Source organism: Streptomyces manipurensis (assembly GCF_049570255.1).
GTDB classification, from domain to species: domain Bacteria; phylum Actinomycetota; class Actinomycetes; order Streptomycetales; family Streptomycetaceae; genus Streptomyces; species Streptomyces manipurensis.
The window spans coordinates 2,728,441-2,744,666 of record NZ_CP186950.1; the positions used below are offsets into that span (position 1 = coordinate 2,728,441).

The following is a 16,226-nucleotide window of genomic DNA, read 5'->3' on the forward strand; positions in this document are numbered from 1 at the left end:
ATTCGATCATGTATTTACGGCGGGGGATCCACGTGCAAGGCCGAGGGGAAACGTGCAGGTGCGACCAGACCAAGGAGTCGCGACACCCAAGGGGGGCTTAGCGCCATGAGCCAGGATTCCACCGCCGTCGTCGCGGACGCGGGACGGAAGCTCGCGGGGCGTCGCCGCAGGGAGATCGTCGCGGTGCTGCTGTTCAGCGGCGGACCGATCTTCGAGAGTTCCATTCCACTATCCGTGTTCGGCATTGACCGGCAGGACGCGGGAGTTCCACGCTACCGACTGCTCGTGTGCGCCGGGGAGGACGGTCCGCTCCGGACCACCGGCGGACTCGAACTGACCGCGCCGTACGGGTTGGAGGCGATCGCCCGGGCAGGCACGGTCGTCGTGCCCGCATGGCGCTCCATCACCTCACCGCCGCCGCCGGAGGCGCTCGACGCGCTGCGTCTGGCGCACGAGGAGGGCGCCCGGATCGTCGGACTGTGCACGGGGGCCTTCGTGCTCGCCGCCGCCGGTCTGCTCGACGGACGGCCCGCGACGACGCACTGGATGTACGCGCCGACGCTGGCCAAGCGGTACCCGTCCGTCCACGTCGACCCGCGCGAACTCTTCGTCGACGACGGCGACGTGCTCACCTCCGCGGGCACCGCGGCCGGAATCGACCTGTGCCTGCACATCGTGCGGACGGACCACGGCAGCGAGGCGGCCGGAGCCCTGGCCCGCCGGCTCGTCGTACCGCCCCGCCGCACCGGCGGACAGGAGCGCTACCTCGACCGGTCGCTGCCGGAGGAGATCGGCGCCGACCCGCTGGCCGAGGTCGTCGCCTGGGCGCTGGAACACCTCCACGAGCAGTTCGACGTGGAGACCCTCGCCGCCCGCGCCTACATGAGCAGGCGCACCTTCGACCGGCGCTTCCGCTCGCTCACCGGCAGCGCGCCGCTCCAGTGGCTGATCACCCAGCGGGTGCTCCAGGCACAGCGGCTGCTGGAGACCTCCGACTACTCGGTCGACGAGGTCGCCGGACGCTGCGGGTTCCGTTCGCCGGTCGCGCTGCGCGGTCACTTCCGGCGGCAGCTGGGGTCCTCCCCGGCCGCCTACCGCTCCGCCTACCGGGCGCGGCGGCCGCAGACGGACGTGGCCCAGGTCTCCGAGATCTCGGCCGGGCCGGTTCCGCACCAGCGCACTCCGCAGCCCCACCGGGCGGCGGCGGCCCTGGCCGCGGCGGGCCCGACGGTGACGGAGCTGTACGCCCCGGGCCGGGTGCTGCGCGAACACGCCTGACCCCACGACGGGTACGGCATCGAAGGTCCCCCATCGGCCACCGCCGACGGGGGACCTTCCGCATATGCGGTCCGGCCCCCGGCCTACCGCATAAGGTGGGACACATGAACGATCGCATGGTGTGGATCGACTGCGAGATGACCGGGCTCTCGCTGACGGACGACGCACTTATCGAGGTGGCCGCGCTGGTCACCGACTCGGAACTCAACGTGCTCGGCGAGGGCGTGGACATCGTGATCCGCCCGCCGGACCACGCCCTGGAGACCATGCCCGACGTGGTCCGCGAGATGCACACCGCCTCCGGACTCCTCGACGAGCTGGCCGGCGGAACGACGCTCGCCGACGCCGAGGCGCAGGTCCTCGCCTACGTCCGGGAGCACGTCAAGGAGCCCCGCAAGGCGCCGCTGTGCGGGAACTCGGTCGGCACCGACCGCGGCTTCCTGCTGCGCGACATGGCCGCCCTGGAGAGCTACCTGCACTACCGGATCGTGGACGTGTCCTCGGTCAAGGAGCTGGCGCGCCGCTGGTACCCCCGGGCGTACTTCAACAGCCCGCCGAAGAACGGCAACCACCGGGCGCTGGCCGACATCAAGGACTCCATCACCGAGCTGCGGTACTACCGGGACGCGGTCTTCGTGCCCCAGCCCGGCCCCGACTCGGACACGGCCCGCAGCATCGCCGCCCGGCACACCGCGCCGGGCGCCTGACCCGACGGCCGCGGCCCTCCGGAGGGGGGTGCGGGAAAAGGGTGGAGCGAGCACCCTCCCGGACCCTGTACCCTTTTCTTCGGCCGGTCGGTTCTCCGACCGGACATGGTGGGTGTAGCTCAGTTGGTAGAGCACCTGGTTGTGGTCCAGGTGGCCGCGGGTTCAAGTCCCGTCACTCACCCTGCGGGAAGGCCCCGGTACGCGGAAGCGGACCGGGGCCTTCTGCATGCGCGGGCCAGGTCGCCCGAGCCGGCGTGAGCCGGCCGCCGGTCAGGAGGACTCCCGGACCACGAGCCGGTTCGGCAGGACGACCGCGGAACCGTCCCGGCCGGCCCCGCCGGTGTCCGCGTACCCGTCCGCGGCGGTCCCGTGCTCGGCCGCGGTCCCGTGCTCGGCCGCGGTCCCGTCCGCGGCGGCCCCGGCGGCCCGCTTCCCGTAGACGTGCTCCAGCAGCATCCGTGCCATGGTCCGGCCCATCTCCTCGATCGGCTGGCGGACGCTGGTCAGCGGCGGGTCCATGTGGCGGGCCACCACCGAGTCGTCGAAGCCGACCAGCGCGACGTCCTGCGGGATCCGCCGCCCGGCCGCGCGCAGCTCGCGGCGGGCACCGGCCGCCATCACGTCCGAGGCGGCGAAGACCGCGTCGAGCGAGGGGCGGCGCGCCAGGAGCTCGCGCATGGCCCGGCCGCCGCCCTCCTCGGTGAAGTCGCCGACCGCGACCAGCTCCGCGTCGGCGGGGCGGCCCGCGGCCGCGAGGGCCTGCCGGTAGCCGTCGAGGCGGCACTGGGCCCCGTACACGTCCAGCGGGCCGGTGATCGTGGCGATCGTACGGCGCCCCCGGTCGAGGAGGTGGCGCACGGCGTCGGCGGCACCGGCCAGATTGTCGGAGTCCACGCAGGGCAGGGTCTCGGCGGCCGAGCGCCGGCCGCTGATCACCGTGGGGATGCCCAGCTCGGCCAGCAGGTCGGGAAGCGGGTCGTCGGCGTGGACGGAGACCAGCAGCACCCCGTCGACCCGGTGGCCGGAGAGGTACTGCGCGAGGCGGCGGCGCTCGCGGTCGCTGCCGGCCAGGGTCAGCACGAGCTGGATGTCGGTCTCGGCGAGGGCGGCGCCGACCCCGCTGACCACCGCGGAGAAGTAGGGCTCGGCGAAGAAGCGGGCCTCGGGCTCGGGGATCACCAGGGCGACGGCGTCGGTACGGTTCGCGGCGAGGGCCCGCGCCGCGCGGTTCGGGACGTAGCCCAGCTCGGCCACGGCCGCCTCGACGGCGGCCCTGGTCTGCTCACTGACCCTGGAGGATCCGTTGATCACCCGGGAGGCCGTGCCGCGCCCGACTCCGGCGCGCGCCGCGACCTCTTCGAGGGTCGGCCGTCCCCCACTGCGCCCATGCCCGTTCATGGCTTCCTCCCGGTTGTGAATCTACCTCTTGACGACTGTGGGAGCGCTCCCACACTGTGTCACACGACACCCGGCACGTTTCGTCCTTCAGGGAGGAAGCACCATGCGAGTCCGAGCCCGAGCCCGTTCCCGAAGAGCCCTCGTCAGCGCGGTCAGCGCGGCCGCAGCGGCGTCCCTGCTGCTGTCCGGCTGCGCACAGGACCCGAAGGAGGCCTCCGGGCCGAGCGGCGCCCCGTCCGGGGACAAGGCGCGGCTGACCCTGACCGTCGGCGTCTTCGGGGCCTTCGGCCTCCAGGAGGCCGGGCTCTACGACGAGTACATGGCCCAGAACCCCGGCATCCGCATCGAGCAGACCTCCATCGAGCGCAACGAGAACTACTACCCCCAGCTCCTCACCCACCTGGGCACGGGCGCCGGCCTCGCCGACATCCAGGCCGTCGAGGTCAACAACATCGCCGAGATCACCGCCACCCAGGCCGACAAGCTCGTGGACCTCGGCAAGACGCCCGGCGTCGACAAGGCCGCCTACCTGCCGTGGAAGTGGGCACAGGGCACCGCGCCCGCGTCCAAGGGCGGGGCGACCGTCGGCCTCGGCACCGACATCGGCCCGCAGGGCATCTGCTACCGCAAGGACCTCTTCGAGGCGGCCGGCCTGCCCGGCGACCGCGAGGCCGTCGGGGCGCTGTGGGCGGGCGACTGGAACAAGTACCTGGAGACGGGCAAGGCCTACAAGGCGAAGGCCGGCGACGGCAAGGCCTTCGTCGACTCGGCCTCGGGTGTCATGGCCGCGGTGACGGGCAGCAGCGCGCAACGGTTCTACGACGACCAGGGCAAGGTCGTCTACAAGACGAACCCGGCGGTGCGCGGGGCGTTCGACCTGGCCGCCTCCTTCGCCACGGAGGGGCTCAGCGCCAAGCTGCAGCAGTTCACCCCGGGCTGGGACCAGGGCTTCGCGAACGGCTCCTTCGCGACGGTGTCCTGCCCGGCCTGGATGCTCGGCTACATCCAGGACAAGGCCGGCCCGGCGGGCAAGGACAAGTGGGACGTGGCGCAGGCGCCCAAGCCCAGCAACTGGGGCGGTTCCTTCCTCGTCGTCCCCAAGGCCGGCAAGCACGCCGAGGAGGCGGCCAGGCTCGCGGCCTGGCTGACGGCCCCGGCGCAGCAGGCGAAGCTCTTCGAGAAGCGGGGCAGCTTCCCCAGCGCGAGCGCCGCGTACGCGCTGCCGGCGGTCTCGGGTGCGCAGCACGCCTACTTCGGCGGCGCCCCCATCGGCGAGATCTTCTCCAAGGCGGCGCAGGGCGTGCCGGTGACGGTGGTCGGGCCCAAGGACCTGGTGATCGCGCAGAACCTGGCGGACATCGGGATGCTCCAGGTCGACCAGAAGGGCCGCAGCCCGCAGGAGGGCTGGGAGGCCGCGGTGAAGGCCATCGACAACGCCCTGGACCAGTGAGACAGCGGTGACGGACGAGACGGCTGTCCTGTCCCCCTCCGCCGCGGCCCCGAAGCGGCCGGCGGCGGAGGGGGGCGGCCGGGACCGGCGGGGCCAGGCGTGGCGGTCCCGCCGCTACCGCTGGGACCTGCGCTGGAGCCCGTACGCCTTCGTGGCGCCCTTCTTCCTCTTCTTCGCCGCCTTCGGGCTGTTCCCGCTGCTGTACACGGGCTGGGCGGCACTGCACCAGGTGGAGCTGACCGACCCCGACACCATGACCTGGGTGGGGCTGCGCAACTTCACCCGGCTGTGGGACGACGAGTTCTTCTGGAACGCCCTGCGCAACACCGTCACCATCGGGCTGCTGTCGACGGTGCCGCAGCTGGCGATCGCCCTGGGCCTCGCCCATCTGCTCAACTACCGGCTGCGCGGCTCGGCGTTCTTCCGGGTCGCGGTGCTCACCCCGTACGCCACCTCGGTCGCCGCCGCCACGCTCGTGTTCGTCCTGCTCTTCGGACGGGACTACGGGATGGTCAACTGGGCCCTGTCGACGGTCGGTCTCGACGCGGTCGACTGGCAGAACGGCACCTTCGCCTCGCAGCTCGCGGTCTCCACCATCGTGATCTGGCGCTGGACCGGCTACAACGCGCTGATCTACCTGGCGGCCATGCAGGCCGTACCGGGCGAGCTGTACGAGTCGGCCGCGCTGGACGGCGCCTCCCGGTGGCAGCAGTTCCTCCACGTCACCGTGCCCTCGCTGCGGCCGACGATCCTCTTCACCTGCGTGGTGTCGACGATCGGGGCGACGCAGCTCTTCGGGGAGCCGCTGCTGTTCAACGGCGGGGCGGGCGCGACGGGCGGCTCCGACCACCAGTTCCAGACCCTCGGGCTCTACCTGTACGAACAGGGCTGGGTGAACCTGCACCTCGGGCGGGCCTCGGCGATCGCGTGGGCGATGTTCCTGATCCTGCTGCTGATCGCCGGAGCGGCGCGGCTGCTGCGCGGACGGAAGGACACCGCATGAGGGCCCTGCGCGCGGGCCGGCTCACCTACGTGGTGCTCGCCCTGTTCACCGCCGGTTCGCTCTTCCCCCTCGTGTGGACGGCGATCGCGGCGTCACGCACCAACACCCGGCTGGCACAGACCCCGCCGCCGTTCTGGTTCGGCGGGAACCTGGGCCGCAACCTGCAGATCGCCTGGACCGACGCCAACATGGGGACGGCCCTGCTGAACACGGTGATCGTCGCGGGCACGGTCACCGCCGGGACGGTGCTCTTCTCCACCCTGGCGGGCTTCGCCTTCGCCAAACTCCGCTTCCGCGGGCGGCGGGTGCTGCTCTCGCTGGTGGTCGGGACGATGCTGATCCCGCCGCAGCTGAGCGTCGTACCGCTCTACATGCTCGTCGCGGAGCTGTCGTGGACCGACCGCCTGCAAGCGGTGGTCCTGCCGTCGCTGGTGTGCGCCTTCGGGGTCTTCTTCATGCGGCAGTACCTGGTGCACGCGCTGCCGATGGAGCTGGTGGAGGCCGCGCGGACCGACGGCGCGAGCTCGCTGCGGGTCATGTGGCACGTGGTGTTCCCCGCGGCACGGCCGGCGATGGCGGTCCTCGGGATGCTGACCTTCGTCATGGCATGGAACGACTTCTTCTGGCCGATCGTCGCGCTGACCCAGAACGGCAGCCCGACGGTGCAGGTGGCCCTGACCGGGCTGGGCCGCGGCTACATACCGGACCAGTCGGTGATCATGGCGGGCGCGCTGCTGGGCACGCTCCCGCTGCTGCTGGTGTTCCTCGTCTTCGGCCGCCAGATCGTCGGCGGCATCATGCAGGGAGCGGTGAAGGGATGACGGTGAAAGCCACGGGCAGGGGGGAACTCCGCTTCCCCGAGGGGTTCATGTGGGGGACGGCCACCGCGGCCTTCCAGATCGAAGGGGCGGCCGACCGGCGGGGGCCGTGCATCTGGGACACCTTCTGCCGCACGCCGGGCAAGGTGTTCGGCGGACACACCGGCGAGGTGGCCGCCGACCACTTCCGCCTGTGGCGGGAGGACGTCCGGCTGATGGCCGAGCTGGGCCTGACGGCCTACCGGTTCTCGGTCTCCTGGCCGCGCGTGCTCGCCGGCGGGATCGGCTTCTACGACGCGCTCGTCGACGAGCTGCTCGCCCACGGCATCCGCCCCTGCGTGACCCTGTACCACTGGGACCTCCCGCAGGAACTGGAGGACGCCGGGGGCTGGCCCGAGCGGGAGACGGCCCACGCCTTCGCCGAATACACCACCCGGGTCGCGCAGTCGCTGGCCGACCGCGTGGAGCTGTGGACCACCCTCAACGAGCCCTGGTGCAGCGCCTTCCTCGGCTACGCCTCCGGGGTGCACGCCCCCGGCCGCACCTCGCCCGCCGACTCCCTGCGCGCCGCGCACCACCTCAACCTGGCCCACGGCCTGGCCGCCGCCGCCCTGCCCGCCGGGGCCCGCGTCGGCATCGCCCTCAACCCGAGCGCCGTACGCCCGCTGACCGACTCCGCCGCCGACCTCGACGCGGCCCGCCGCGTCGACGCACTGGCCAACCGGATCTTCACCGGGCCCCTGCTCCACGGCGCCTACCCGAAGGACCTGTTCGCCGACACCGCCGCACTGACGGACTGGTCCTTCGTCCGCCCCGGCGACGAGGCCCTGATCCACCAGCCGCTGGACTTCCTGGGCGTGAACTACTACACCCCGGCACTGGTCTCGGCGGCCCCGGACGGGAACGTCACCCGCGCCGACGGCCACGGAGCGGCCGAGCACTCCCCCTGGCCGGCCGCGGACACGGTGGCCTTCCACCAGCCCCCGGGCGACCGCACCGACATGGGCTGGTCCATCGACCCGAGCGGCCTGTACGACCTGCTGATGCGCTTCACCCGGGAGGCCCCCGGCCTGCCGCTGCTCGTCACCGAGAACGGCGCGGCCTACGCCCCGGACCTCGACGACCCGCAGCGCATCGCCTACCTGGAGTCCCACCTCGCCGCCGTCCACCGCGCCACGGCGGAAGGCGCTCCCGTGGAGGGCTACTTCCTGTGGTCCCTGCTGGACAACTTCGAGTGGGCCTACGGATACGACAAACGCTTCGGCATCGTGCACGTCGACTACGAGACCCAGATCCGCACCCCGCGCGCCAGCGCCCACTGGTACGCACGGCTGGCCCGGGAGGGAGCCCTCTGAGCCGGCCGCCCGGCAGCGCACCCCGTCAGGCGGCGAAGGCGCCGGCGTGGTCCCGGACCCGCTCCTCGAAGGTCCGGGCCGGGTGCCCGGTGAGCCGCTCGACGGCTCCTGTGACCGCTGCGGGGCTCACGTCCGCGGACGCCGCCCAGAAGTCCAGGAGCGCGTCGGCGTAGGGGCCCGGTATGCGGCCGTCGACCTCGGCCTTCCACTCCTCGGCCGACACCGGCTCGTAGGCCGTGGGCCGGCCGAGGACCTCGCCCACCACGGCCAGCTGGGCCGCGAAGGTCAGCGACTGCGGGCCGGTCAGCGTGTAGGCCCGCCCGGCGTGGGCCCGGTCCGTCAGGACGGCGAACAGCAGCACGACGTGCTCGACCCCGGCCGTGACGGCCTCGGCGACGAAGTCCTCGATGCGGGAGGCGTCGGCGTACAGGAACACCGAACGGACGCCTTCGAGAGCGGCGGGGAAGGTCCCCGGGTCGCCGAGGTCGCAGTGGACCGTCCCTGGGGTGTCGGGCGCGCGGGAGCCGAGGCGGTGCGGGATGCCGCGGGCGGTGAGGAGGGTGGTGAGACCGCGGGCAACGGCGACGCGGGCAACGGCGCCGCGGGCGACGGCGCCGCGGGCGACGGTGACGAGAATCGACATGGGGTCCTCCTTGCTTCGGTGCGTGAGCCGGACGGGCGCTAGAATGACTACGCGATGCAGATTCTGCACTGCACACTCTCTGCGCCACACAGATAAATTTGGAGTCCGGAGCAGCCGATGTCAACCGATTCCCCTCGTACGGGTGGTGGTGATGAGTGGAGCCGAGCCGAGCTGCTCGCGCGCATCGTCACCGAGAGCCAGCGCCACTACGCCGACTACTCGCTGTTCAACCAGGCGATGGCCGACCACGTCGGCCTCCACCCGACCGACATGCAGTGCGTCGCCCTGCTCGACATGGAGCCGGGGCCCGTCAGCACCGGTGACATCGCCCGCCTCACCGGCCTGACCTCGGGCTCCGCCACCCGCCTCGTCGACCGCCTGGTCAAGGCGGGCATCGTCGAGCGGAGCGCCGACCCGCACGACCGCCGCCGCTCCCTCGTCTCCCTCTCCCCCGCGGCCCGCGAACGGATCGGCGCGGCATGGGACACCCCCGGCCGCGCCTTCGGCGCCGTCCTGGAGGGCTACTCCGACGCAGAGTTGGCCGTCATCGCCGACTACCTGCACCGCGCCGCCGAGGTCGGCCGCACCCAGGCCCACCGCCTGACCACCGGCACCCCCGCACCCCCGCCCGCGAAACGGAACGAGGCCGGCAATGCAGATGGAGCGGTGCGCGACAGCCGACCGTGAGCGTCACCCATGCATACCCGGAGGCCGAATCCCGCAGCATTGGCGGGAATTAAACGCTTTCTTCAAGTAAGTGCTGGATCAAGCTCAGGATTTCCTCAAGTAGGGTTCCCCGCCACATACTTGGCAGGTACATTCACCTTCACTGCGAGCGTGAGATCTGACCAACTTCACGCCAAATGAATAGTGAATCGGGGAAATTGAAGATGAAGAACTTCACTTCTGGCATCCTGTCGGCAACTCTTGCCGCCAGCGTCATCATGACGGGCGGGGTCGGTGTGGCGCACGCAGACGCCGGCCCGCGCCCTGTCGTCCAGTCCGCCCAGGTGAACCCTCTCGAAGAGGCACGCTCCATGTGCATCATGTCGAAGAGCAAGCGGGACTGCGAGTACCTGATGACCCACACCAAGATGAACGACATGGTGAGGGAATGCCTGGTCAAGGGAGCAATCGGTGGTGCGGGAGCCTTGATCATCGGGCGCTTCGTGAGCAAGGACGTGGCGAAGGACATAGCCGCAAAGACCGTTGTCGCCGGGGCCACTGGCTGCCTCGCGGCTCTCGCCTAAGGCAGGAAAACCATGACCAAGATTGCATTCACTCTCGTCTGGGGCGTCATTCTGGTCGCCACCAATGGGGCTCTTCAGGATGTCACCTGGGCGCAGTACGTGGCGACCTTCATTCTGGGCGGAGCCTATGCTCTGGCGCTCAGCAAGGTGCCTTTCCTGCGCGGATCCGCAAACAATCCCGAGGAATCAAAGTGACTGCTTCTCTTGGTCCGCACCGCGGCAATTCCTTACGGACTCCCGGCGGTGGAACACCGGCCCGGGTGTGAGGAGCCACGACAGGTGAAGGCCCCGCCGGGCGAGTCCGGCGGGGCCTTCCGTCGCCCGCGGCCCGGGGCCCGGTGCCCTGGATGTGGAAGGTGAAGTCCGGGTGGTCGAGTGCGCCCATCGGGCGGCGCCGGGGCGGCGGGAGCGTTTCCGTGCCACTGGCGGTCTCGGTCCCGCCGAAGCCGCGGACGGCCGGCGGCGGCCGCCAGAAGGCGTGCGGCAGGGCGCGCGCCGCCGCCTCGGCGTCGGCGTCCTCACCGGAGCGCAAGACGCCGTGGCCGGCGGTCAGCAGGTGGTCAGGGGAGGATTCCCGTGTCGTGGAAGAAGCGGTAGCTGTTCGGGGCTTCCGGGAGGAACCAGTGGAAGCCCTCCTCCAGGAAGACGACCGCCATGTTCACGGCGATGACCGCGCCGAGGAACCACAGCGCGCACACCCCCACCGTCCGCAGCGGCCCCGGCCAGTCCGCCGGAACGCTGCGGTCCGCCGTCGCGTACGCGAACGCCAGCGCCACGCCGATGGCGAGCACCGACAGCTGGAAGAGGATCAGCGCCCACACGTACAGGTGCAGGCCGAACACCTCGCTGCCGTACCCCTTGGCCCCCGGCAGGATGTGCAGCGTGGTCTGCCGCCAGGACGCGAAGGAGCCCGCGACGACCGCGACCAGCGACAGGCCCCAGCCCGTCATGTAGTCGCGGCCGCCCACCGTGCCGTTCCACAGCGCGGTACGGATCACGTACGCCGCCCCGGTGGCCGCCAGCAGCATGCACATCCGCTGCACGACGCACAGCGGGCACGGGTGCTCCCCCGTCGCGAACTGCTGGAACAGGCCGGCGCACACCACTGCCGTCCACCCGGCGGCGAAGAGACACGCGAACCAGTACTGGACCTTGCCCAGCAGTACGGTGCCCTCCGGCGGGGCGTCCTCGACGAGGCTGTCGATCGTGGCCACGGTCAGTAGCTCAACGTCAGGGCGAGGCCGCTGGTGATGTGGTGCGCCGTGAGCAGCAGCACGGCGATCAGCACCGCCCACCACGCTCCGAGCACGACCAGCCGGGACGAGTCCCGGTACATGGCGATCAGCGTGGCCAGCAGCCCGCCGAAGATCAGGGTGTCCATGCGGCGGACCGTACCGACGCGGGCGCATCCTGCCTGCTAGGCGCGCCCCCGGGTACGTCGGTTGCCGCGTCGGCCGCGGCCGCGTCGGCCCTCGCCCGGGCCGCCCAGGCTCCGGCCGTCCAGGCCGATCCACACGCGGACCTCGGTCCCGCCGAGCACCGAACGGCCCAGCCGTACGTCGCCGCCGGTCGACTCCGCGACCCGGCGCACGATGTCCAGCCCGAGGCCGGTCGAGCCGTCGCGGCCCCCGTCGTTGCCACGGCGCAGGGCGGCGTCGGGGTCGGAGATCCCGGGTCCGGCGTCCGAGACGAGGACGATGACCGCGTCCGTCGCGTCGTGCACGTCCACGGCGAAGGGGGTGCCCTCGGGGGTGTGCCGGAAGACGTTGCCGAGCATGGCGTCGAGGGCCGCGGCGAGTTCGGGCCGGGCCACGGGGATGCGCACCGTCCGGTCCACTCCGGCGAGCCGTACCTCGCGGCCCTCGTCCTCCGCGAGCGCGGACCAGAAGGCCATCCGGTCGCGGATCACCTCCGAGGCGTCGCAGCCCGCGCCCGCGCCGACCAGGCCGGTGGCCGGGCGCTGCTCCCTGGCGGTGCGGATGATCGTGTCGACCTCGCGCTCCAGTTGTTCGACGGCGGCCCGGGTCTGTTCGGCGGCGGGGCCGTCCCCGAGCGAGGCCGTGTTCAGGCGCAGCACGGTCAGCGGGGTCCGCAGCCGGTGGGACAGGTCGGCGGCCAGTTCCCGTTCGTTGGCGAGGAGTTCGACGACCTGGTCCGCCATGGCGTTGAACGCCACGGCCGCCGAGCGCAGTTCCTTCGGTCCCGCCTCGGGCACGCGCGCCCCGAGCCGGCCCTCGCCCAGCTGGTGGGCGGCGTCGGCGAGCCGCTCGGCGGGGCGGACCAGCCGGGCGCCGAGCCGGTCGGCGACCGCCACCGAGCCCACGATCAGCGCGAGCCCGACGCCGGCGAGGACCAGCCAGGCCGTCCCGACGCCGTTGCTGACCTCGCTCTCCGGTACGAAGATCTCCACGACGGCGATGTCACCGGAGCCGAGCGCGGTCGGCTGGAGCAGCGCCGAACCCCCGCCGGAGACCGAGGCCGTCGTGGCCCGGCCCATGCGGCGGGTCTCCGCGACGGCGCGTTCCCCGGCGCGCCCCTTGCCGATGCCGACCGGCGGGCTGTCGCCGATCGCGGGCACGTGGACGGCCATCCGCCGGGCGGCGCCCATCTGCGTGGACTCCACGGCCTTGCTCAGCTGCACCGGGTCGGTGGTGATGGACAGCGTCGGGCCGATCGTGGCGGCCTGCCGTTCGGCGTTGGAGAACGCGCGGTCGCTGGCCATCTCCTGCACGACGAGCCCGAGCGGTACGGCGAAGGCCACGACCACCATGGCCGTGACCGCGAGGCACACCTTGACCAGGGCCCATCTCACGGCCGGCGCCCCTTCACTGCGGCGGCTCCAGCTTCACGCCGACTCCCCGCAGTGTGTGCAGGTAGCGCGGCCGGGCGGCCGTTTCGCCCAGTTTGCGGCGCAGCCAGGACAGGTGGACGTCGATGGTCTGGTCGTCGCCGTACGACTGCTGCCAGACCTCGGCGAGCAGTTCACGGCGGGCGACGACCACACCGGGCCGGCCGGCGAGGAAGGTCAGCAGGTCGAACTCGCGGCGGGTGAGGTCCAGGACCACGCCGTCCAGTTCGGCCTGGCGGCGCAGCGGGTCTATGGCGAGGCCGCCGACCCGCAGGACCCGGGAGGGGGGTTCGGCTCCGGCGGCGGCGCGGGCACGGCGCAGCACGGCGGCCATCCGGGCGGAGAGGTGCTCGACGGAGAACGGCTTGGTGAGGTAGTCGTCCGCGCCGTCGTTGAGCAGCCGGACGATCTCCGCCTCGTCGTCGCGGGCCGTGGCGATGATCACGGGTACGTCGGTGATGCCGCGCAGCATCTTGAGCGCCTCGGACCCGTCCAGGTCGGGCAGTCCGAGGTCCAGGATGACCACGTCGAAGCGGTGGTGCGCGACCTCGCGCAGGGCCTCCAGGGCCGTGCCGACGCTGCGCACGGTGTGCGAGGCCTCGGTCAGGTGCCGGATGAGGGCGGAACGTACGAACTGGTCGTCCTCGACCACGAGCACACTTGCCATGGGCGGCACCGTAGTCCATCCGGAGGACTCACCGGGGTGTCGGGCCGGTCTTGTGACGCGTGGTGCAGTATGTGCCCTGATGCAAAGAGGAATTGTTCATGCCATGGCCTGGACGCTGGCGACCGGGGCGGCGGTGACGCTGTCCTGGTGGGGCGTGCACACCGTCATGTCGGGCACGGCCTACGATCCGCCGCTGGCGGTGCCGCTGGCCACCCAGCCGCTGTCCTCCTCGACGCAGCAGGCGCGGCAGAGCGGCCAGGGCGGTGCGGAGCAGTCCCCGTCGGCGTCCCCGGAGGGCTCCCCCTCCGCCACGCCGACACCGTCCGCGTCACCGAGCGGAAGCTCCTCGGGCAAGCCGTCCTCGAAGCCGCCCGCCTCCCCCCGTGGCGACGAGCGGGGGGAGGGTCAGGACGCGGGCAAGGTCCAGGCGTACCCGGTCTCCGGCGGCCGGGTCGTCTTCTCGCTGGGTACGTCCTCGGCCGAGCTGGTCTCGGCGACGCCGGCGGCAGGCTGGCGGATGCAGGTGTGGAAGCAGGACTTCTGGATCCGGGTGACCTTCACCCGGGAGGGCCGTGAGGTGTCGGTCTTCTGCACCTGGCACGACCACCCGCCGATGGTGGAGATCGTCGACCCCTGATCAGGCGGGAACCGTCCCTACCAGCACGAACTCGTTGTACGGGAAGACCCGGCCCATGGAGCGGGGGAAGGGGAAGGAGTACGTGCGCCGGACGGCTATCCCGGCCTTGCCGGCGTGGCCGCGCAGCTCCTCGAAGCCGACCCAGCGGATGTGGGTGGCGTCCGAGCGGAAGCCGACCTCCTGCGGGGTGATCATGACGACCGAGCCGCCCGGCTTCACCAGGGGGAGGTACTCCTCCAGCAGGTTGCCCGCGGTCTCCTCGTCGACGTGCTCCAGCACGTGCGCGACCAGCAGGCTGTCGAAGGACCCGGGGCCGCAGTCGGCCGCCTCGGCCAGCTCGGCGGGGGTGTAGGCGTTCAGGCCGCGCTCCCGGCAGGTCTGCACGGAGTGCGGGTTGTGGTCCACGCCGACGCTGTCGGGTCCGCAGTTGAGGAGGTTGCGCCCCAGACCGCAGCCGATGTCGAGGACCCGGCCCAGGTTCAGCCGCTGCAGGTTCCACCGGTAGGGGGCCTGCGTGGGCACGAACCGCTTGATACCCGACTGCTCGAGGCGGGCGAGCCGCCGGGTGTAGTCCGAACCGGCGGTGCTCGGCGTGCTCGGGTTGGGAACACCGGGGGTTGCGGGAAAATCAGACATTACTCAGCCGTCTCCTGAACGCTGCATAGAAGGGCAGCCCTCCTAGGGGCTCTCAGGCTACGCAGGGTGGCCGCTCACCGGGAGCCCCCTCCCCGATCTTTATCACCGAGGAGCAGTTCCCGCGGGGGAAATCCCCTGTGATTTTGGCGACCGGCCGGGATTTCAACGGAAGACCGAGGGCGGTGGCTCGGGTGAAGCGACCGCCGAGGCGTCCCCGACCGGGGCCGCGCCGCCCGCGAAGTCCGCCAGCGCCCGGCCGTGCTCGACCCGTCCGGGGTGCGGATCGCTCGCGACCCGGCGGGTGAACTCCGCGACCGGGATCTCACGGTCCGAGGCCACCAGCACGGCGTTACCGAAACGTTTCCCCCGCCAGACCACCGGGTCCGCGGCGAGCGCCAGCTCCGCGAACCGGGACGCGGCCGTCGCGATCTGGCCCCGCAGGTGCGCCAGCGGCGGCCCGTCCGCCAGATTGGCCACGTACCACCCGGTGGGCGACAGGGCCCGGCGTACGTCGTCCAGGAACTCGGTGCTCGTCAGGTGCGCCGGGGTGCGCGCACCGCTGAACACGTCCGCGACCACCAGGTCCGCCCAGCCGTCCGGCACCTTGGCCAGACCGGCCCGGGCGTCCACCGCCCGGACCCGGACCCGCGCCTGCGGATCCAGCGGCAGGTGCTCCCGTACGAAGGCCACGAGCGCGGCGTCGATCTCCACGACCTGCTGGGTGGAACGCGGGCGGGACGCGGCCGTGTACCGGGCCAGGGTGAAGGCGCCGCCGCCCAGGTGCACCACGTTCAGGGGCTGCCGGGCCGGCGCGACGAGGTCGATGAGGTGGCCGATCCGCCGCTGGTAGGCGAAGTCCAGGTACGACGGGTCGTCCAGGTCCACGTGCGACTGCGGGGCCCCGTCGAGCAGCAGGGTCCAGGCGCGGGACCGCTCCCGGTCCGGCTCCAGCTCCGCCAGACCGCCGCCCACCTGCCCGGCGACCGCCTCCGCGCCACCGCGCTGCCTGCCTCTGTTCCTGTCCTTGCCCGCCACCACACCATTGTGCGGGTCGGCGGGCGGGGACGTTTCAGCGGCAGTTGTCCGCGGCCTCGATCAGCCGGGCCGCCTCGCCGAGCGCCGCCCGCAGCACCTCCGGATCGGTGACCGGCCCCACCGCCTCCGGCGGCAGCAGCCAGCCGGTGGCTCCCGCGGCGGGCAAGACGGCGTCCCCGAAGCGCATCCCCCGGCCGTCGGTCTGCGTGCACGCGCTGCCCGGCAGGTCCCAGGCGTCGGCCGTGCCGGGCGGGACGAGGAAACCGAGGGTGTCGCCCGAGCCGTCGTGCAGGACGGGTCCGACCGGGCCGGTCCTGTCGGCCCCGCGACGGATGATGTCCACGGCCTCCAGCCCCTGCCGCGCGGGCACGGTCACCAGGTCGAGGTCCAGGCCCGGGGCCGCGCAGGGCTCGGGTGCGGTGTTCGTAGCAGTGGTCTCCACGCCGGCCTCCAACAAGGGGAACCCTCCTCGATCCGTGTCCGCATGGGTTCAACGCACGG

General features: G+C 72.1%; 19 protein-coding genes and 1 tRNA gene. 11 read left to right on the plus strand and 9 right to left on the minus strand.

Annotated features, from left to right (window positions below):
* Positions 1 to 105: 105 nt before the first annotated feature.
* The 3 genes from ACPU2J_RS12440 to ACPU2J_RS12450 all read left to right on the plus strand — a co-directional run bounded on the left by ACPU2J_RS12440 (position 106) and on the right by ACPU2J_RS12450 (position 2,166).
* On the plus strand, positions 106 to 1,278 hold the full coding sequence (locus ACPU2J_RS12440; RefSeq protein WP_361592282.1) for a helix-turn-helix domain-containing protein: 1,173 nt from the start codon (positions 106 to 108) through the stop codon (positions 1,276 to 1,278).
* A gap of 104 nt (positions 1,279 to 1,382) precedes the next feature.
* Positions 1,383 to 1,985, plus strand: coding sequence for an oligoribonuclease (orn, locus tag ACPU2J_RS12445; protein WP_361592284.1), 603 nt, complete (start codon positions 1,383 to 1,385; stop codon positions 1,983 to 1,985).
* 108 nt (positions 1,986 to 2,093) lie between these two features.
* Positions 2,094 to 2,166 (plus strand) — tRNA-His (locus tag ACPU2J_RS12450).
* Positions 2,167 to 2,255: 89 nt separating this feature from the next.
* Here the strand turns inward: ACPU2J_RS12450 and ACPU2J_RS12455 are convergent.
* Positions 2,256 to 3,383 carry a LacI family DNA-binding transcriptional regulator gene (locus ACPU2J_RS12455; RefSeq protein WP_423833256.1) on the minus strand — a complete coding sequence of 376 codons (1,128 nt, stop codon included), beginning with the start codon at positions 3,381 to 3,383 and terminating at the stop codon, positions 2,256 to 2,258.
* A gap of 103 nt (positions 3,384 to 3,486) precedes the next feature.
* Here ACPU2J_RS12455 and ACPU2J_RS12460 point away from each other — a divergent pair, with 103 nt between their 5' ends.
* The 4 genes from ACPU2J_RS12460 to ACPU2J_RS12475 are packed head-to-tail and all read left to right on the plus strand — an operon-like array spanning position 3,487 to position 8,009.
* Entirely contained in the window at positions 3,487 to 4,833 is a 1,347-nt protein-coding gene (locus ACPU2J_RS12460) for an ABC transporter substrate-binding protein (RefSeq protein ID WP_423833257.1), read from the plus strand.
* Positions 4,834 to 4,840: 7 nt separating this feature from the next.
* Positions 4,841 to 5,836, plus strand: a complete 996-nt coding sequence (locus ACPU2J_RS12465; protein ID WP_420080722.1) for a carbohydrate ABC transporter permease — start codon at positions 4,841 to 4,843, stop codon at positions 5,834 to 5,836.
* The gene (locus ACPU2J_RS12470; RefSeq protein ID WP_365076943.1) at positions 5,833 to 6,657 is read left to right on the plus strand and encodes a carbohydrate ABC transporter permease; all 825 of its coding nucleotides are present in this window, start codon (positions 5,833 to 5,835) and stop codon (positions 6,655 to 6,657) included. Before ACPU2J_RS12465 ends, ACPU2J_RS12470 begins: the two co-directional genes overlap by 4 nt.
* On the plus strand, positions 6,654 to 8,009 hold the full coding sequence (locus ACPU2J_RS12475; RefSeq protein ID WP_365137631.1) for a GH1 family beta-glucosidase: 1,356 nt from the start codon (positions 6,654 to 6,656) through the stop codon (positions 8,007 to 8,009). The genes ACPU2J_RS12470 and ACPU2J_RS12475 overlap by 4 nt, the downstream gene beginning before the upstream one ends.
* 25 nt (positions 8,010 to 8,034) lie before the next feature.
* On the opposite strand, the gene ACPU2J_RS12480 is transcribed toward ACPU2J_RS12475, so the two are convergent.
* Complete coding sequence (locus tag ACPU2J_RS12480) at positions 8,035 to 8,652, minus strand: hypothetical protein (RefSeq protein ID WP_423833258.1); 618 nt, start codon at positions 8,650 to 8,652, stop codon at positions 8,035 to 8,037.
* A 117-nt stretch (positions 8,653 to 8,769) separates the two neighbouring features.
* Between ACPU2J_RS12480 and ACPU2J_RS12485 the strand changes: the two genes are divergently transcribed.
* From ACPU2J_RS12485 to ACPU2J_RS12495, 3 genes are all read left to right on the plus strand, one after another.
* On the plus strand, positions 8,770 to 9,339 hold the full coding sequence (locus ACPU2J_RS12485; RefSeq protein WP_423833259.1) for a MarR family winged helix-turn-helix transcriptional regulator: 570 nt from the start codon (positions 8,770 to 8,772) through the stop codon (positions 9,337 to 9,339).
* 203 nt (positions 9,340 to 9,542) lie between these two features.
* Complete coding sequence (locus tag ACPU2J_RS12490) at positions 9,543 to 9,902, plus strand: hypothetical protein (protein ID WP_420080717.1); 360 nt, start codon at positions 9,543 to 9,545, stop codon at positions 9,900 to 9,902.
* A 12-nt stretch (positions 9,903 to 9,914) separates the two neighbouring features.
* Positions 9,915 to 10,097 (plus strand): hypothetical protein, encoded by a 183-nt coding sequence (locus ACPU2J_RS12495; RefSeq protein WP_420080716.1) that lies wholly within the window; start codon positions 9,915 to 9,917, stop codon positions 10,095 to 10,097.
* A gap of 365 nt (positions 10,098 to 10,462) precedes the next feature.
* Here ACPU2J_RS12495 and ACPU2J_RS12500 read toward each other — a convergent pair whose 3' ends face one another.
* From ACPU2J_RS12500 to ACPU2J_RS12515, 4 genes are read right to left on the minus strand one after another with little or no spacing between them, the layout of a single operon-like run.
* A complete protein-coding gene (locus ACPU2J_RS12500) occupies positions 10,463 to 11,116 on the minus strand; it encodes a disulfide bond formation protein B (protein WP_365497351.1) in 654 nt (217 codons plus the stop codon).
* A gap of 2 nt (positions 11,117 to 11,118) precedes the next feature.
* Positions 11,119 to 11,283, minus strand: coding sequence for a DUF5993 family protein (locus tag ACPU2J_RS12505; protein WP_365076925.1), 165 nt, complete (start codon positions 11,281 to 11,283; stop codon positions 11,119 to 11,121).
* A 36-nt stretch (positions 11,284 to 11,319) separates the two neighbouring features.
* Positions 11,320 to 12,714, minus strand: a complete 1,395-nt coding sequence (locus ACPU2J_RS12510) for a sensor histidine kinase (protein ID WP_420080715.1) — start codon at positions 12,712 to 12,714, stop codon at positions 11,320 to 11,322.
* A 13-nt stretch (positions 12,715 to 12,727) separates the two neighbouring features.
* Positions 12,728 to 13,417, minus strand: a complete 690-nt coding sequence (locus tag ACPU2J_RS12515) for a response regulator transcription factor (protein ID WP_423833260.1) — start codon at positions 13,415 to 13,417, stop codon at positions 12,728 to 12,730.
* A gap of 103 nt (positions 13,418 to 13,520) precedes the next feature.
* On the opposite strand from ACPU2J_RS12515, the gene ACPU2J_RS12520 reads away from it, so the two are divergent.
* Positions 13,521 to 14,054: a hypothetical protein gene (locus ACPU2J_RS12520; protein ID WP_420080714.1), complete on the plus strand. Its 534-nt coding sequence runs from the start codon at positions 13,521 to 13,523 to the stop codon at positions 14,052 to 14,054.
* On the opposite strand, the gene ACPU2J_RS12525 is transcribed toward ACPU2J_RS12520, so the two are convergent.
* The 3 genes from ACPU2J_RS12525 to ACPU2J_RS12535 form a co-directional block, all read right to left on the minus strand.
* Entirely contained in the window at positions 14,055 to 14,690 is a 636-nt protein-coding gene (locus ACPU2J_RS12525) for a class I SAM-dependent methyltransferase (RefSeq protein ID WP_361592306.1), read from the minus strand.
* Positions 14,691 to 14,852: 162 nt separating this feature from the next.
* Positions 14,853 to 15,725 (minus strand): spermidine synthase, encoded by an 873-nt coding sequence (locus ACPU2J_RS12530; protein ID WP_399312505.1) that lies wholly within the window; start codon positions 15,723 to 15,725, stop codon positions 14,853 to 14,855.
* Between the two features lie 34 nt (positions 15,726 to 15,759).
* Positions 15,760 to 16,167 carry a hypothetical protein gene (locus ACPU2J_RS12535; RefSeq protein ID WP_423833261.1) on the minus strand — a complete coding sequence of 136 codons (408 nt, stop codon included), beginning with the start codon at positions 16,165 to 16,167 and terminating at the stop codon, positions 15,760 to 15,762.
* Between the last annotated feature and the right edge of the window lie 59 nt (positions 16,168 to 16,226).

Excerpts from the sequence above, each read along its gene's own strand:
- ACPU2J_RS12440 (WP_361592282.1), top strand. The coding sequence starts at position 106 with ATGAGCCAGGATTCCACCGCCGTCGTCGCGGACGCGGGACGGAAGCTC.
- orn (WP_361592284.1), top strand. The coding sequence starts at position 1,383 with ATGAACGATCGCATGGTGTGGATCGACTGCGAGATGACCGGGCTCTCG.
- ACPU2J_RS12455 (WP_423833256.1), bottom strand. The coding sequence starts at position 3,383 with ATGAACGGGCATGGGCGCAGTGGGGGACGGCCGACCCTCGAAGAGGTC.
- ACPU2J_RS12460 (WP_423833257.1), top strand. The coding sequence starts at position 3,487 with ATGCGAGTCCGAGCCCGAGCCCGTTCCCGAAGAGCCCTCGTCAGCGCG.
- ACPU2J_RS12470 (WP_365076943.1), top strand. The coding sequence starts at position 5,833 with ATGAGGGCCCTGCGCGCGGGCCGGCTCACCTACGTGGTGCTCGCCCTG.
- ACPU2J_RS12475 (WP_365137631.1), top strand. The coding sequence starts at position 6,654 with ATGACGGTGAAAGCCACGGGCAGGGGGGAACTCCGCTTCCCCGAGGGG.
- ACPU2J_RS12480 (WP_423833258.1), bottom strand. The coding sequence starts at position 8,652 with ATGTCGATTCTCGTCACCGTCGCCCGCGGCGCCGTCGCCCGCGGCGCC.
- ACPU2J_RS12485 (WP_423833259.1), top strand. The coding sequence starts at position 8,770 with ATGTCAACCGATTCCCCTCGTACGGGTGGTGGTGATGAGTGGAGCCGA.
- ACPU2J_RS12490 (WP_420080717.1), top strand. The coding sequence starts at position 9,543 with ATGAAGAACTTCACTTCTGGCATCCTGTCGGCAACTCTTGCCGCCAGC.
- ACPU2J_RS12495 (WP_420080716.1), top strand. The coding sequence starts at position 9,915 with ATGACCAAGATTGCATTCACTCTCGTCTGGGGCGTCATTCTGGTCGCC.
- ACPU2J_RS12505 (WP_365076925.1), bottom strand. The coding sequence starts at position 11,283 with ATGGACACCCTGATCTTCGGCGGGCTGCTGGCCACGCTGATCGCCATG.
- ACPU2J_RS12515 (WP_423833260.1), bottom strand. The coding sequence starts at position 13,417 with ATGGCAAGTGTGCTCGTGGTCGAGGACGACCAGTTCGTACGTTCCGCC.
- ACPU2J_RS12520 (WP_420080714.1), top strand. The coding sequence starts at position 13,521 with ATGGCCTGGACGCTGGCGACCGGGGCGGCGGTGACGCTGTCCTGGTGG.
- ACPU2J_RS12525 (WP_361592306.1), bottom strand. The coding sequence starts at position 14,690 with ATGTCTGATTTTCCCGCAACCCCCGGTGTTCCCAACCCGAGCACGCCG.